This window comes from Paenibacillus thalictri, from assembly GCF_004307995.1.
Taxonomy (GTDB): Bacteria; Bacillota; Bacilli; order Paenibacillales; family NBRC-103111; genus Paenibacillus_AF; species Paenibacillus_AF thalictri.
This window is the reverse complement of record NZ_SIRE01000012.1, coordinates 36,372-51,409: the sequence shown is the minus strand read 5'-3', so window position 1 is coordinate 51,409 and position 15,038 is coordinate 36,372. Positions and strand designations below refer to the sequence as shown.

Genomic DNA, 15,038 nt, shown 5'->3' with positions numbered 1-15,038 from the left:
TTTGTTCATTTTTTGTTCAGGTCCATCTGATTAAATAGAAAAATATGAACGATTATGATGTTCTGGGTTCATTTGGAAGGGGGAAGAGGGCATTGCACCAAAACGGCAGGCAATCTGCTGAGCATGACTCCACAGGCGGGTTTCCTCATCAGAACGAAGGATTTTTTTACGGAAAACGTCTAAAAAAGGATATGTTTAATCAGACAGGAGTTCTTGTTGCCGCGGCCGGCACAGTACTCAATCATTCCGAACTGGAGAAACTCCAGTTCCACGGTATCGAGCTGCGCGAAGATGATGTGGAGGCGGCCGGATCCTTTGCGGGAAAAATGATGGAACAAAGCGAGCTGATCAATCAAGGCGTCCGCAAAATAAGCCCGATTTTTGAGGAAATGCGCATGACCAAGCAAGTGCCGCTGCTCGAGATTCGGCAAAATATTCTTCCCATTATCCACCAAACGACAGAACAGCCCAATCTGTTCGGTTTATTTGCCTCGCTGCAGTCCAAGGATGATTACACATACCGGCACAATATCGGGGTGGGCGTGATCGCTACGCTGATCGGCAGATGGCTGGGGCTGACGGAAGCCGAGTTGTCCCAATTAACGATGGCGGCCACTCTGCACGATATAGGGAAGGTAAAAATTCCTCTGGAAATTTTAAATAAGCCGGGCAAGTATACCGAAGAAGAATTTTCGATGATGAAACGGCATGCGGTATACGGATACCAAATTCTTAAGGAAACGGTGGGAATTAACCACAGGCAAGCGCTGGTCGCCCTTCAGCACCATGAAAGGCAAGACGGGAGCGGGTATCCACTGGGTATCGGCGGGAACAAAATCGACTTTTTCAGCCGCATCGTAGCGGTGGCCGATATTTTCCATGCCATGACCTCCAAGAGGGTGTACCGGGACGCGTCTCCATTCTACGAAACGCTTAAGCAAATGGAGAATAATGCGTTTGGCGTGCTTGATCCGCGGATTGTGAGACTGTTTTTGGATAAGGTAATGGGCATGCTTGTCGGCAATGAGGTACTGCTGACCAACGGGAAAAACGGAACGATCGTGATGGTGCACCCCCAAGATCCGATGCATCCGCTGGTTCATATCGACGGGACCTTTCTGGATTTGCGAAGTGAACCCGGTGTGCACATACAGCAAGTGGTGATATGAGCATTATACAGAAACGGCGGCCTCTTATACGGGGTCGCCGTTTTGTGAATTTTGCCACAACAACGGGGAAAAGGGCCTGTTTGTTTAGTTTTTGTTCATTGCAGTCGTTTATGATGGAGATATAAATATTTTCCAAACGGGGGGAACGGAAATGGCGGCTGTTATGGTAGTGGACGATACGGCATTTATGCGCATGGTAATGCGCGGCATACTGGAAGGAATGGGCATGGATGTAGCGGCTGAAGCACAGAACGGAGAAGAGGCCGTCAGATTGTACGAGAAGATTAGGCCCGATTTGGTGACCATGGATATTACGATGCCCGAGATGGACGGCATTGCCGCGTTGAAGCAAATTCGGGATATGGATCCCGCGGCGAAAATCATTATGTGCTCGGCGATGGGACAGCGGGATATGGTGCTTGAAGCGCTGCGCAGCGGAGCTCAGGATTTTATTGTAAAACCGCTGCAAAAGGATCGTGTCGAGCAAGCGATTCAAAAGATTTTGCAATAAATAAACGAGGGTATGTTTGGTGAACTGAAAAACATACAAAATCTAAGTGACGAACGGCCGCTTCCCGGACTTTGATGGGGGGTGGCTATTTTTTTTGCAAATCCGCTTGTTTATTTCTTGTTTAGTTTTTGTTCAAATCGATGCCGCATAATCTTTTTAGGGCTTTGGGCCGTGGGTCTCAAGATGTGGAATTTACATTAACGGGACTGAAGATCCATGTGCAATCAATTTGATATGCGGAGGTATAGAAAGAGATGAGGAGAAAGTGGATTTCCGGCGGGCTCGTGGTTTTACTGCTGCTAGAGATGATTCTTGGAGCCGTCGTCGCATCGGCTGCGACCCCATCGCCGGTAGCGCCGGGTTTGTTAAGCGTAACCTTGGATACGGGCGGGGAAATTGTTCTTGGCAGGGATTCGAAAGTGGGTGTAACGATCACGAATACCAGTTCCACTAACTGGGCCTATAACGTAGGCATGGAGTTGGTGCTCGACGATGGCTTGGCATTGGGCGTTCAGGACGCCAAGCTGCCGGCGTACACGTCGAAAACAGGAAACCTCGTTTTAGGTCAGGAGACGACGTATTGGAAGGACTTCAAGAACGTCGCTCCGGGTGAAGCGTACTCGTTTACGCTAACGATCAACTCGCTTGGCAGCTACAGAGTAAAGAACTCGGGGGGGCTGGTGGAGTTCAGCTCCGAACTGGGCATTAGGATGAATTTGTACGGCACCAGCGTGCCTCGTGTCCTATACGAGCCGCCGTCTGTGGCAAGCGCGACGGCTTCGAGGCAGGTAACGATCATTCCGTTTACCATTACACCGTCCAAAGCGGGTAAGCAGGTAAAAGGGGCGGGAGCCAATTCGAGCGCCCCGGCGTCGGGTGATGAGTATGGAAAATTGGATGTCGATTTCGAGATTGTCAACAATTCGAGGTACCCGACTACGTTGTCCGGCTTAAAGCACGAGGCGGGCGGGGAATTGGAGTTGTATGAAGCTAAGTTCGGCAGCCTCGCTCTCACGGCTTCCGAAACGTATGATTTTGCAAGCAACAAGCGTTACGTTTCATGGGGCAATATCACCCTGGGGGCCAGCGAAACGAAACACCTCACCTATAAGGGAGCTTTTCTCGATAAAAGTTTTGACATGACAAAGACGACGCTGGCGCAAGCCGACAACAAAGGCGCCGATCTGGCTCACGACACGATGGTTAAAGGCATGCTGATCTATACGCCTACGGTAACCGGTCTATCGCTGCCGGCCGGCTCGCTTGAGTACGACGTTTTCGTCGCCAAGGATATTGTAATCTATAAGACGGTTACGCCGGTCGATGTTGGGTATGGCACGGTATTGAACTACACGTTAAACGTAAAGACCAACGAGTATTATGATGTAAGCGGAGTTACCGTGACCGACAAGATTGGCGACGGGCAAACTTACAACTCTGGCAGCGCCAGTCTCGCACCCGTGCCTCCGGTTGCGCCCGCAACGGACTACGAGAAAGCGGCGGGAGTTACGACGCTGACTTGGAATCTCGGGAATTTTCCGAAACAGACGGAGCAAACCATTACATATAAAACGACCGTCGACAGCAACTGGTCAGGGGGAACTTACGGAACAGGTCCGATTTATGCGGGCGACAGCATTGATAATGAGGCCACCGTCAGCGGTACTTCGACCGAATCCGGATTAATTGTAAGTGATACGGAAAACACGACCGTTACGATCAAAGCGCCGAAAATCAGCGAAGCGATTACCGCCATCAACGGTTTGGCCCCGGTGTCGCCTTCAACGGATAAACTCGGCAAGGTGACGATCGGAGATACCGTGACGTTCTCCGTTTATTACAAGTCGAGCGATTTTGTCGCCAAGCAACATAAGGTGGAAGTGGTCGATTTCTTGCCGCTGGGCACAAAACCGTCGGTAAGTTCAGGGGGAACAAGAACGACGATTCAATCGGATGGGGTTATCACGGATACTGCCTTCATGCTGAAGGGCAAGTCTCCGTCTTACACAGCTGAATCCAATATGCTGTATTGGGACTTGGGAGACGTCAATGACAATGTGGACGATGTAGCCCAGGTGACGATTGAGGTTCAGAATGTAGCCGACGCCGATATTAGCAAAGCCGCAGAAAACCTGGTCAACCTGTCTTATCAGAATTCAGGCAGCCGCGTCCAAAGCCAGCGCGACAGCGTCAGTCTGAATTATACGGCCCCAAGTTTAAGCGTGACGGCGCGTAAGGTGGATGCTTCTTCCAGCCTGGTCAGGGTTAACGGGGGGCAGACGGTTACTATTGCCATAGATGTTAAAAACAATTCGACTGTACCCGCATATGACGTCAAGCTGACCGAGTATCTGCCTGTGGAACTGGTAAACCCGGTGCAGTCCGGCAATCCGTTTACTGCGGGCAGCCCGGATGGAGCGGGGGTCATTCCACTTGAATTCAAGCACGAAAACAATCCGGCGCTCGTAAAGATCGATCCGGGTCAAACGGTTACGCTGACGTACAAGGCGACCGTACTTAATCCGATCGGCGCATTGAAGGAAATCAAGCAAAAGTCTCATATCGATTACTACGGTCAACCCAGCGGTGTAATTAAGTCTTACACCAACGACGAAAATGCAAAAACAACAATGCAGGCGAAAGATGCGACAGTAACAAAAACATTCATTGAAGGTGTGGCCTTCGACGGAACGACTTTACGAGCACGCGCTCAAAACGATTTGCGCGTCGGCGACTGGGTCGTGTATAAGTTGAATGTCGATCTGCCAACGGGCATCACGGCTTATAATCCGCTTCTCACCGATACGCTGCCAAACAACGAGTCGCTGCTTGAAGTGATGTCGGCTTATAACAGTGTGACTCACACAGGGACGACCGTGGCGGCGAACGTCTATGCTTATACGCCTCCAGCAGCTCCCGTAGCTCCTGAAACGGTATGGAGCAACGGCAAGCTGGTCTTCGGGAATTTGACGGTGACTACGCTCCCGTCTGTCACAACGGCCTATACGTATTATATTAAAGCCAAGATTGACCGGTTAACCGGTACAACCGGATCGCAATATACGGAAGTGCAGCAGGCGGCTGCCGTGTTCGATTGGGATGACGCGAGCGGCAGCGGAAAAGTTCATCATACGAACACGACGGCCAAGGTGTCGGTTACGGTAAAAACGCCGAATCTGACGGCTTCCATTAACCCGAACTCGCTTCAGCTGGAGAAAAGCGATCCGGCTAAGCCGCTGACGTTTACGATTCAAAATAACGGCAACGGCGTTGCATATGATTTTGTGCCTAAAGTAACCGTGCCTGAGGGTTATAAACTAGCGAGCGCCGTTAAAAACGGTACCGCGGAAACCGGGGTTATTGCTCCGGACGGTCTCTCCGTAACGTTTGCGAAGCGGGATTTGAACGCCATGGCGTCGGAGCAGTTTGATCTGACCGTTCAACTGATCGATGTGAAGGGCTCGGGAGCGAGCTTTAGCGTAAATGGAATAACCGGCGATTATTATGTATCGGATGAGGCTTACCAAAACGATACGAGGAAAAATCAAGACGTTGCCGGCGACGACGATATAAGATCGATGAGATATGTTGCCGCGACGGCGAATGCTTCGCTGACCGTGCCGGACGTTTCGCTGGCATACAAAATTATCGCTACAAGCAATGCCGGCGACACGACATATATTCTCCCTGGAGACAAGGCCCGCATACGGCCAGGAGATACGGTCGATTACGAGCTGAAGGTAACCGTGCCCCCGGCGACGCAGGCATTTGAGCTCAATGTGGAGGATACGATCGCAGGGCTTATTTCGGGAGCAGGCAAAACATTCGAGCTGGTCAATGTCACGTTTGATCCGCAAGCCAGCATCAAAACATATGACGGTCCCGACGCCAACGGCAAGCTGACGCTGCATCTAGGCACAAGTCCGGACCCGACGGTAAAACCGGAAGGGATTACTTATACCAATGTAATTCGAGTCAGGGCGTTGTATAGCCAGAACAGCCCGACAACCGGAGAGTTTCAAACCAATAAGGCGACGTTTGGCACAACTGCGTCTGCCGGCTGGAAACCGACCGCCAGCGCAGCCAATAAGATGACGGCATCGCAGACGACATCGGTCGACGTCGTACAGCCGAATTTGGCGATTGCTACCAACGGCGTTGCGCAGACACAATTTTCGGACAGCACGGGCACGATTCAGGTAGGCTATACATTGACGAATTCATGGCCCGGACCGGCTTATGTTCCAAGTCTGGAAGCGAGCATCCCGGTCGGATTGTCCGTATCGAATATTACCGGGGGAGGCACCTTTAGCGGCGGCAAGATCAGCTGGAAAAACTTCAAGGTCGATGGCAGCAGCACAAAATCGTTGACGTTTGATTTAGCGGCCACTTCGGCTGTCGGAGCCGGCTTGAACAATATCACGATTGTTCCTACGATTAGCAGCTACGAGTCAACCCCGACACCAAAAGATACGGTCGATCAAAAAGCAAAGGTGTACACGATTGCGGCGCCCACAAATGTTACGTTGTCCACCGCGCCGGCTGCTTTAACGGCAAGCGTAACGGACAACACATACGGCAGCGGCAACACCACTACGGTCCGTCCCGGAGACACGCTGACCTATAAGCTCGTTGTTCACTCGCCGGGAGCAAGTACGGCTTTCCATGTCGTATTGCCGCCAACCGGACTTACGGAGCAGGATATCGACGGCGTATGGCTGGGAGAGCCTACCGGCACAAAGCTGCCGTATTCGTCCGCAGATAACGGCTATGTGATCGGCGACGTAACGGGAGATACGACTGTTACTGTAACGACTAAAATCAAGCTGTCCGGCGGCAATACCCCGAGCAGTTCGCCGTATACGGCGATGTACCAGCCTAGCGTCACGTATTTATCAGCAGCGGCGGATTCCTCGCCTAAGACACTTACGGTGCCGTCGCCGATGCAGCAAACGGTGATAGAACCTAATGTAGGCGTTGGAATCAGTGTCGACAAAACGCAGCTGACGACAACCGGCGACAACAGCAGCTTTATTCTGACTGTAAACAACATAAACGGACACAGCACGGCTTATTCGGCTAAAATGACCTTGTCCGTCACAAACGACGTGTATCTGGTCAATGTAGGGTCGGGAGCAGCGGGCGAACAAGTGACCAAGGACGCCAACCATATCACTTGGAGCATCGACGCGATTCCTGTCGGTGCCACGCGCCAACTGACATTCCGTATAGGTTCGCACAATACGACCAATGTGACGACCTCCGTTTATGTGCAGGCGAACCTGGAGACATATTACTCGCTGCCTAATAGCGGCGGCAAACAATATGGCCCGTTATCCACGTCCGGTATTGATGTCATTGTAAAAGGCCAGCACATATTAAGCCCATTTGGCGATGTGACTTTGACAGCGGGCAAGGATGCGACTTTTGATCATACGTTGACCAATAACGGCGCAGGCCGCGATCTCTTCCTGATGTCGATTGAATACGGTCCTTTCCCGGCAGATTTGTATGTCGAGGGACAAATCGATAAAATCGCCAGCGGCAGATTAATAGGCGGAAGCTGGGTATGGGAATATATTGCCGATGGTTATAATGTCGGCGGGGTTCTCGCAGTGCAGCTTGATGCGGGAGGTTCCAGGGCGCTGAAGCTGATTGTCCACGTGCCGCAGGAAACGCCGTACAATGAGGCGGCGCCGCACATTTACAAGCTGACCGCAACCGGCCAGAAGAGCGGAAGCAGCAGCTTCGTGCAAGATAAGGTAACCGTCACAGGGATCCCGCTTGACGGCTGGAGCGGCGATCAACTGCGCGAAAACTGGAAGCTGCCGGTATATGGACATGGCGACTCTTATAGGGCAAGCGCGGTAAGCGCTGTGCATGTAGCCGGTGTAGGAGCCATCTACAGCAACGGTACAGCCAGTCCGGAAATGGCCATGAAGCTGGTAAACGATAAAACCTACGTGTTGGACGGCTACAAGCTTTGGAGCTTGGCGCAGCGCCTGCCGGACGATATTGCAGCCGGCAGCTATGAGGTTACGTTTGTCGGCAAGGACGCAAACGGGAGCCAGCTGGAAATCGACACGACTACCGGGCCGGTAGGAGCCAACAATCCGTTTGCCGTCAAATACAAAATCGTCGTACAAGGACAAATTACCGACGCCGCGGCCAAAACGCCGATTGCCGGCGCGAAAGTGACACTAATCGATCCTGCATCCGGAACATCCGTCGCGGATACGACCACGGACGCAAACGGAAATTACAGGTTTGATGATGTAACGGTGAATCGCTATGATCTGAGTGCAACAAAAGACGGTTACGCCGATTCTCAGAAGGAATTTTATGCATTGCCGAAGGATGGTACGGTCAATACGATCGTTGTCGATATGAGCCTGTCGCCTTACCGCGTCACGCTGAGCGCCGATCCTTCCACTATTCTCGGCGATGGCAATTCGGAAACCGAACTCACGGCAATTGTTTCCGACACGACGGGCAAGCCGGTTGCCGGCGTCACCGTGACATTTTCGTCACCGACCGGTAAAGGCGCATTTCCGAAAGGAACTACGGCTGTAACCGATGAGAAGGGCGAAGCCAAGGTGCCGCTCCGTTCCGATGTTGTTACAGGAGTTTCCTCTCAGCGTTTACCCGTTGTCATCGACGTGCAGGATCCGGTGCGCAATCTATACGCTACAGCGGAAATTGTCATTACTTTTGACCCGGGAGCGATATTCGGTATCGTAACCGAGATGGTAAACGGCGTATCGCAACCGGTGGCGGGAGCCGTTGTGGAAGCAACCAAAGACTTTAACGGCGATGGTATCACCGATTTCGCCGCACGTGTCGTGACCAAGTCGGACGGTTCTTACCTGATCGCCATTCCGCGCGGCAACGAGACTTACGACTTGAAAATCACCAAACCTGTGCAAATTGGTGGACAAACGCAATATATTTCGTTTGAACAATCCGCGGCTGCGGGCGTTATTACAGAAGATGGACGGGAAAAATTCCCTTCGACGAAAACCGTTAGCGGCATTCTGCTCGGGAAAAATCCGGATCAGCAGACAACACAGCTGACCAAACAGCTGTATGCCGCGATGAAAGGTTATCTGCTCGACAGCCAAGGCAGCATAGTGACGAAGTCGGACGGTACGCGTCTTGATTTCCCGATCAACGAGTTTGGCGCATTCAGCGCGCAGAACATCAATGCGGGCTCTTATAGGCTGGTCATCGTGGCGGAAGTAGCGCCGGGCCAGGAAATCATCGTCAACCGCAAAGCCGACGGCGCGCTGCCTGAACTGGTGGTGCAGCAAAACGGCGAGATGAACATCGCCATGGAGCTGATCGACCCTTACGGTACGGTGACCGATATAGGAACGGGCGAACTGATCCCAGGCGCGCATGTGGAATTGCGTTATGCCGATACGGATCGCAACCGGACGAACGGGCGGACGCCGGGCACGCTTGTTAATTTGCCCGAACTGATCGGCTTCGCTCCGAATGATAACCATAATCCGCAGGATACGGACGTTTACGGGTTTTATGCGTATATGGTGTACGGCAATACCGATTATGTCGTCACCGCTAATAAACCGACGTACTACACTTATACGAGTCCGATCATCAGCGTAGAGGATTCGATCGTGCGGCACGATATCCAAATGAGGAGGGTGCTGACCGGAAGCAGCAAGCCGGTTGAGGCGCTGTCGGCAGGTTCGGGAGGATCGGCAACAGCGGAACCGGCGCCTGCACCGACTGGGACGCAAACCGATGTGGCTGTCGACTTGTTCAGCGACCGGGCGGCCTACCCCGAAGGCGGAGTCATTACGTACACGATCGAATATGTTAACAAATCGGCCCATACAGCACCAAATGTCGTCGCCGAAGCGCAAATTCCGGAATTTACGACGGTGCAGGACGCAGCGGAAGGAATTGTAGGCAATGGGGTGATCCGCTGGAGCCTTGGCGATTTGGCGGCGAACGCCTCCGGCAAAATCGTTTATCAGGTGCTTGTCGTCGACAAGCTGCTGCAGCAATCGGAGACGATCATGCATAATGAAGCGCGTATCAGCACATCGGCGCCAACGATCAATCCGGAGGACGACCAGTCCGGCCTTCAGGTGATGTTGTTCAGCTCCCGTTACGGGCAGCAGCTGCACAAGCGTTATATTGCGGGATATCCGGACGGATTGTTTAAAGCGGACCGTTCCATCACCCGGGCGGAAATTGCTGCGATTTTCGCGCGAATTATGGATTTGCAGAGCACCGTCAAAGGTGAAAAACTGTACAGCGATGTAGAGCCTTCCTTCTGGGCCGGCGGTTATATCGAAGCGGCATCCCGCGCCGGGTTGTTCGGCGGTTATGAGGATAACAGCTTTATGCCGGATCAGGCGATTACTAGAGCCGAGCTTAGCGCGGTGATTGCAAGATTCCTGAAATTGACGGAACGGCCGCCGGTCAATGTCCATTTCACGGATACAAGCGGCCACTGGGCCCGAAATATGACGGAGCAAATTTATCGTCATCATGTGATCGAAGGTTATCCGGACGGCACGTTCAAGCCGGATGCGTCCATGATTCGCTCTGAGGCGGTCACTATGATTAACCGTCTGCTTTATCGAGGCCCGCTTCGCGGGGCGGAAGTCAGTTTCCCGGATATGACGCCGGAGCACTGGGCTTTCGAGCAGGTTGAAGAAAGTGCGATTACTCACGAATTTACCCGTAATCCCGACGGTTCGGAGACACTGCTGAAGATGATCCCTGAAGAACTCTGGTAACATAGGCATAACAAGCAAGGCTGCCCTGCGACGCAGTATGACGCGTCTTAGGGCAGCCTTGTACCATTTTATCCGGCAAAATGCGGGTTATCGTTTTGGGCCGCTGCTGCTATAATCATAAGATAATTGTGCAATTGGCGGTGTGACGTGATGTTGAAACAAAAAAGCAAAGATATCGTTTTACTGATGGTAGGGTCGCTCTTGTTCGCGCTGGCCGTCAATCTTTTTGTCATTCCGAATAAGTTCGGAGAAGGCGGGGTTACGGGCCTCACCATCATTTTATATTATCTGTTTCAATGGTCGCCGGGTCTGGTTAACTTCGTGCTTAATTCTTTCCTGCTGCTGATAGGTTATAAGTTTCTAGACAAAATGACGATTGTATACACCATTATCGCCGTAGTTTTCAATTCATTTTTCCTATATGTGACGGAAAACTGGCGTATCGATTCCGACGAGCTGCTGGTCAACGCGATATTCGGCGGCGTATTCGCCGGTATCGGCTTGGGATTAATTATCCGCGCGGGAGGCACGACTGCGGGGTCGACGATCCTGGCGAGGATCGCCAACAAATACTTCGATTGGAACATCAGCTATACGCTGCTGTTTCTGGATTTGGCGGTCGCAGGCTGCTCTTATTTTATCATCGGTTCAAAAAGCTTGATGCTGACGATCATTATGCTTTACGTTGGGGCCAAAGTGATGGATTTTATCATTGAAGGACTTAATCCCAAGAAAGCCGCGACCATTATTTCCGCCGAGCACCAACGCATAGCCGAGCAGGTGAATGTGCTGCTCGACCGGGGCGTCACCGTTTTGCACGGGCATGGCTACTATACTAAAGCGCCGAAAGAGGTGCTTTATATTATATTGAGCAAGCAGGAAATCAGCCTGCTGAAGAAAATCGTCAAGTCGCACGATAAAGACGCGTTTATCGCTATTCATGATGTGCGTGACGTGTTCGGCAAAGGTTTTGTCGAGCTGTCAAAATGAAACCGCATCATGGTTCAGCGGCCAGCTGCCGGTTATTGCGCTGCATGCGATTGGCGCACAGCGGCGCCGATTTTGGCGATTCGCACCGCCATTAATGCAGCAAACAAGCAGACGAATCCAGCGGTAACAAACGGCACCGTGTAGGAGCCAAAGAAGTCTCGCATCGCACCTGCCCCGTAAGCGGCGGCGGAAGCGCCCAATTGATGGGCGACGACAACCCAGCCGAAGATCATTCCGGATTTGGCCCTGCCGAATTCATTGGCGGCTAATTTCACGGTAGGCGGTACGGTCGCGATCCAATCCAAGCCGTAAAATACGGAGAAGATAAGCAGCTCGGTTGGGCCTGCAGCCAGCGCGTAAGGCAGGAACAGCAGAGACAGGCCGCGAAGCCCGTAATACCAGAATAGCAGCCAGCGGCTGTCGAAGCGGTCGGAGAGCCAGCCTGACAACGTTGTGCCCAATAAGTCGAACAGCCCCATCAGAGCGAGCAGTCCCGCGGCCATTACCTCAGCAATGCCGAAGTCGCCGCAAGCAGGAATGAGATGGGTGCCGATGAGGCCATTGGTCGAAAAGCCGCAGAAAAAGAATGTGCCTGCCAGCAGCCAGAACGTTTTGCTCGCCATTCCTTCCCTTAGCGCCTGCAGCGGCGCGAGGAACAAGCTGCCGGTAAAAAACACCGGTTTGACCGGGCTTTCGCTCCCGTACGGGGCCGCCCCGATATCGTAAGGATCATTGCGCATCCAGATAGCGACTACAACGAGCAGCACGATCAAAGCGGCAACGGCTGTATACACCGAATATCTCCAGCCGACACTGACCGTAATTTGGGCTAGCATCGGCAGGAAAAGCAGCTGTCCTGTCGCGGCGCTGGCCGTCAGCATCCCGACGACCAAACCTTTTCGTTTGACAAACCAGTGATTGGCAACGGTGACACCAAGCACGTTGGCAAGCATACCGCTGCCAAGCCCGGCCACAACGCCCCACAATAGCTCGAATTGCCATAAGGCCGTCATGAAAGGCGTGACGGATAAGCTGACGGCCAGCACCGCCATGGAAATAACCATTACCTTGCGGATGCCGAATTTCTCCAGCATGGCCGCAGAGAATGGGCCGATCAACCCGTAAAGGAAGATGCCGGTGGAGACAACGGAGGAGATGCTGCCGCGGTTCCAGCCGTATTCTTTTTCAAAAGGGAGCATCAGGATGCTTGGCATCGAACGGATCCCCGCCGATACAAGCAAGGTTACAAAGGTAATCAGAATGACGATCCAACCGTAATAAAAGCCGGTTTTTGTTCTACTCTCGTCCATGCGCTGCTCACTCCATCTATTTATTTTGTTTGTACATACAAACAACAAATCGTAGAAATTATGCCTTTTCAAGCTGGCTGCTAGTCGTCTCCAGCAATTCGGTCAGCTGGTTGGCAGCTTCGACCCCTAGAATGGCCTCATACCGGCTGTGCAAACTTTTGGATGCGGCACGGATGGTTGGCTCCAGTTGTCTTCCTTTATCGGTGGGGTAAACGAGCACGGTTTTACCTTGCACTTTCCGTTCTACGAGCCGTTTAACTTCCAATTTATCGATGAACCGAGTCAGTGTGGATGCAGTGACGCTCAGCTTCTCGGAAAGCTCCTTTTGCGAGATGCCGGGGGCTCCGTTGACCAAACGAATGAGATAGCCGTACATGGGGGTCAGTCCGGTCGAGGCGAATTCCTCCTCGGCCATTTTAGTGATGGCGCGGCCTAGCCGGTTAGCGGTAAAAAACAGGCAAGTATGTAAGAAGCCGTCATCCATGGTCGTTATTCTCCTCTCATTCGTCTATTTTGTATGTACAACAAATATAAACAAAACCTTTTCCCCCGTCAATACCCAAAAAAACCTTCAACCTTCGACTCTTTCTGCCGATTATTATAAAATAACGGTAAGTTCAAAAAAACAGAACCGCGATTTTGACTCGTTTTCCTGAAGGAAACGTTTTGCAACGCTTACGATACATGCATTCCTCATGGAATGCCCTTGGGAGGGAACTTCAGTGAAGAAGTGGAAAGCTGTGCTGAGCGCATGCTTGATGGTAACGGCTATCGCGCTGCCTGCTACGGTGCATGCGGCAGCAGAGCGTCAAGTTAAAGTATATTTGGACAATAAGCTGGTCAAATTTGACGTGCCGCCGATTTTGGATGATGGGACGACATTGGTTCAATTTCGGCCGATATTTGAGAGATTGGGCCTGACGGTGGGCTGGGACGCCGCTACGCAAACCGTAACGGGTACCAATGATTCTTTGAAGATTACACTGACCATCGACGATATTGACGCTTATGTGAATGACGATGTGCGCAAGCTGGACCTGGCTCCGCGGCTGGTCGACGGAAATACATTTGTGCCTTTGCGGTTTGTCAGCGAAGCAAGCGGAAAAGAAGTGAAATGGGTTCAAAGTACGGCCGCGATCTACTTGAAAAGTCCTGCCGGCTCCAAGCCGAATGTAGGCCTGTCCGGAGGAGGGGCCAAACCGGTGTTAGGCTCGGAAAAGGGCGAATACGTTTTTCCAGACGGCAGCAAGTATACCGGCCAGATGAAAAACGACCTGCCCGAGGGCAGGGGGAAAATCGTAAGCGCTGCAGGCAAGCCGCTATTTGACGGAACGATGGTGAGCGGACTGACTTGGGACGGCCGCCAGAAGAGTTATTACGACAACGGTCAGATGGAATATGATATTGCAATCAAAGACGGCGTGTTTAACGGGTCGGGAAAACAATATTCCACTGCAGGCAAGTTGGTCTATGACGGGACTTTTGTCGACGGCGAACGCGAGAAGGGCACGCTGTATTATGACAACGGCGATAAATACGTCGGTCCATTCGCCGGGGATCAGCCTAGCGGCACCGGCAAGATCGTCTACAAAAACGGAGATGTGTTCGAAGGCGAATTTATCGACGGCAACCGTGAGGGCCAAGGCGTCTACACCACAACCAAAGGCGAAAAGCTGATGGGTCCTTATAAAAATAACTTGATGGACGGCACGATGTATCTATACGACAAGAAGGGCAACCTGCTGTCCGTAAGCGAGTACTCCAACAACGTGCAGATGAGCAAGGTGGATATGGGGGACGGAACCAGTACGATCCCCAATACGAACCCGACCGTAACCGATCCGACGACGTATGAAAATGACCGCCACGATAAAGCGTTGAAGCAAATCAAGGAGCGGTATGCGCAGAACAAGAAGGTGCTGGAGGATCAGATCACTCAGATCCGTAAGGATAATCCAGGGATCTATTCCACCCAAGCGGCATATGACAAAGCGCTGCAAGAAGCGAATAAGAAGCAATCCGATATTATCGAGAAAATGAACAGCATTTCCAGAGATTATAACAGCTCGGGGGATGCGGCCATGGAGGAGCTGAATAAGCAGCTGTCCGACATTCAGGAGCAGCTTACGAAGCTATATGCACTCGGATCGGCACAGCGCCGTATCGCGGAGCTTAAGGACCAAGTGTCCGCGCTGACCAAAAGCTACAATACCGAGCTGAAAAATGAGAACGACCAGCACAACAGCGCGCTTAAGCAGATTAAGCAGCAATCGTCATAACCCAT

Annotated in this window: 7 protein-coding genes; 5 read left to right on the top strand and 2 right to left on the bottom strand. The window is 52.1% G+C overall.

Going from position 1 to position 15,038, the window contains the following annotated elements:
• Positions 1 to 191: 191 nt before the first annotated feature.
• The 4 genes from EYB31_RS17550 to EYB31_RS17535 all read left to right on the top strand — a co-directional run bounded on the left by EYB31_RS17550 (position 192) and on the right by EYB31_RS17535 (position 11,444).
• The gene (locus EYB31_RS17550) at positions 192 to 1,169 is read left to right on the top strand and encodes an HD-GYP domain-containing protein (protein WP_240762536.1); all 978 of its coding nucleotides are present in this window, start codon (positions 192 to 194) and stop codon (positions 1,167 to 1,169) included.
• Positions 1,170 to 1,320: 151 nt separating this feature from the next.
• Positions 1,321 to 1,680 (top strand): response regulator, encoded by a 360-nt coding sequence (locus EYB31_RS17545; protein ID WP_131014674.1) that lies wholly within the window; start codon positions 1,321 to 1,323, stop codon positions 1,678 to 1,680.
• A gap of 254 nt (positions 1,681 to 1,934) precedes the next feature.
• Entirely contained in the window at positions 1,935 to 10,454 is an 8,520-nt protein-coding gene (locus EYB31_RS17540) for an S-layer homology domain-containing protein (RefSeq protein WP_131014673.1), read from the top strand.
• A 153-nt stretch (positions 10,455 to 10,607) separates the two neighbouring features.
• Positions 10,608 to 11,444, top strand: a complete 837-nt coding sequence (locus tag EYB31_RS17535; protein WP_131014885.1) for a YitT family protein — start codon at positions 10,608 to 10,610, stop codon at positions 11,442 to 11,444.
• A 32-nt stretch (positions 11,445 to 11,476) separates the two neighbouring features.
• Here the strand turns inward: EYB31_RS17535 and EYB31_RS17530 are convergent, their stop codons facing one another.
• A complete protein-coding gene (locus EYB31_RS17530) occupies positions 11,477 to 12,754 on the bottom strand; it encodes an MFS transporter (protein ID WP_131014672.1) in 1,278 nt (425 codons plus the stop codon).
• A 58-nt stretch (positions 12,755 to 12,812) separates the two neighbouring features.
• Positions 12,813 to 13,238 (bottom strand): MarR family winged helix-turn-helix transcriptional regulator, encoded by a 426-nt coding sequence (locus EYB31_RS17525; protein ID WP_131014671.1) that lies wholly within the window; start codon positions 13,236 to 13,238, stop codon positions 12,813 to 12,815.
• Positions 13,239 to 13,476: 238 nt separating this feature from the next.
• On the opposite strand from EYB31_RS17525, the gene EYB31_RS17520 reads away from it, so the two are divergent.
• Positions 13,477 to 15,033 carry a stalk domain-containing protein gene (locus EYB31_RS17520; RefSeq protein ID WP_165452466.1) on the top strand — a complete coding sequence of 519 codons (1,557 nt, stop codon included), beginning with the start codon at positions 13,477 to 13,479 and terminating at the stop codon, positions 15,031 to 15,033.
• Positions 15,034 to 15,038 lie beyond the last annotated feature (5 nt).

Coding starts and splice junctions, on each gene's coding strand:
- EYB31_RS17550 (WP_240762536.1), top strand. CDS start 192: ATGTTTAATCAGACAGGAGTTCTTGTTGCCGCGGCCGGCACAGTACTC.
- EYB31_RS17545 (WP_131014674.1), top strand. CDS start 1,321: ATGGCGGCTGTTATGGTAGTGGACGATACGGCATTTATGCGCATGGTA.
- EYB31_RS17540 (WP_131014673.1), top strand. CDS start 1,935: ATGAGGAGAAAGTGGATTTCCGGCGGGCTCGTGGTTTTACTGCTGCTA.
- EYB31_RS17530 (WP_131014672.1), bottom strand. CDS start 12,754: ATGGACGAGAGTAGAACAAAAACCGGCTTTTATTACGGTTGGATCGTC.
- EYB31_RS17525 (WP_131014671.1), bottom strand. CDS start 13,238: ATGGATGACGGCTTCTTACATACTTGCCTGTTTTTTACCGCTAACCGG.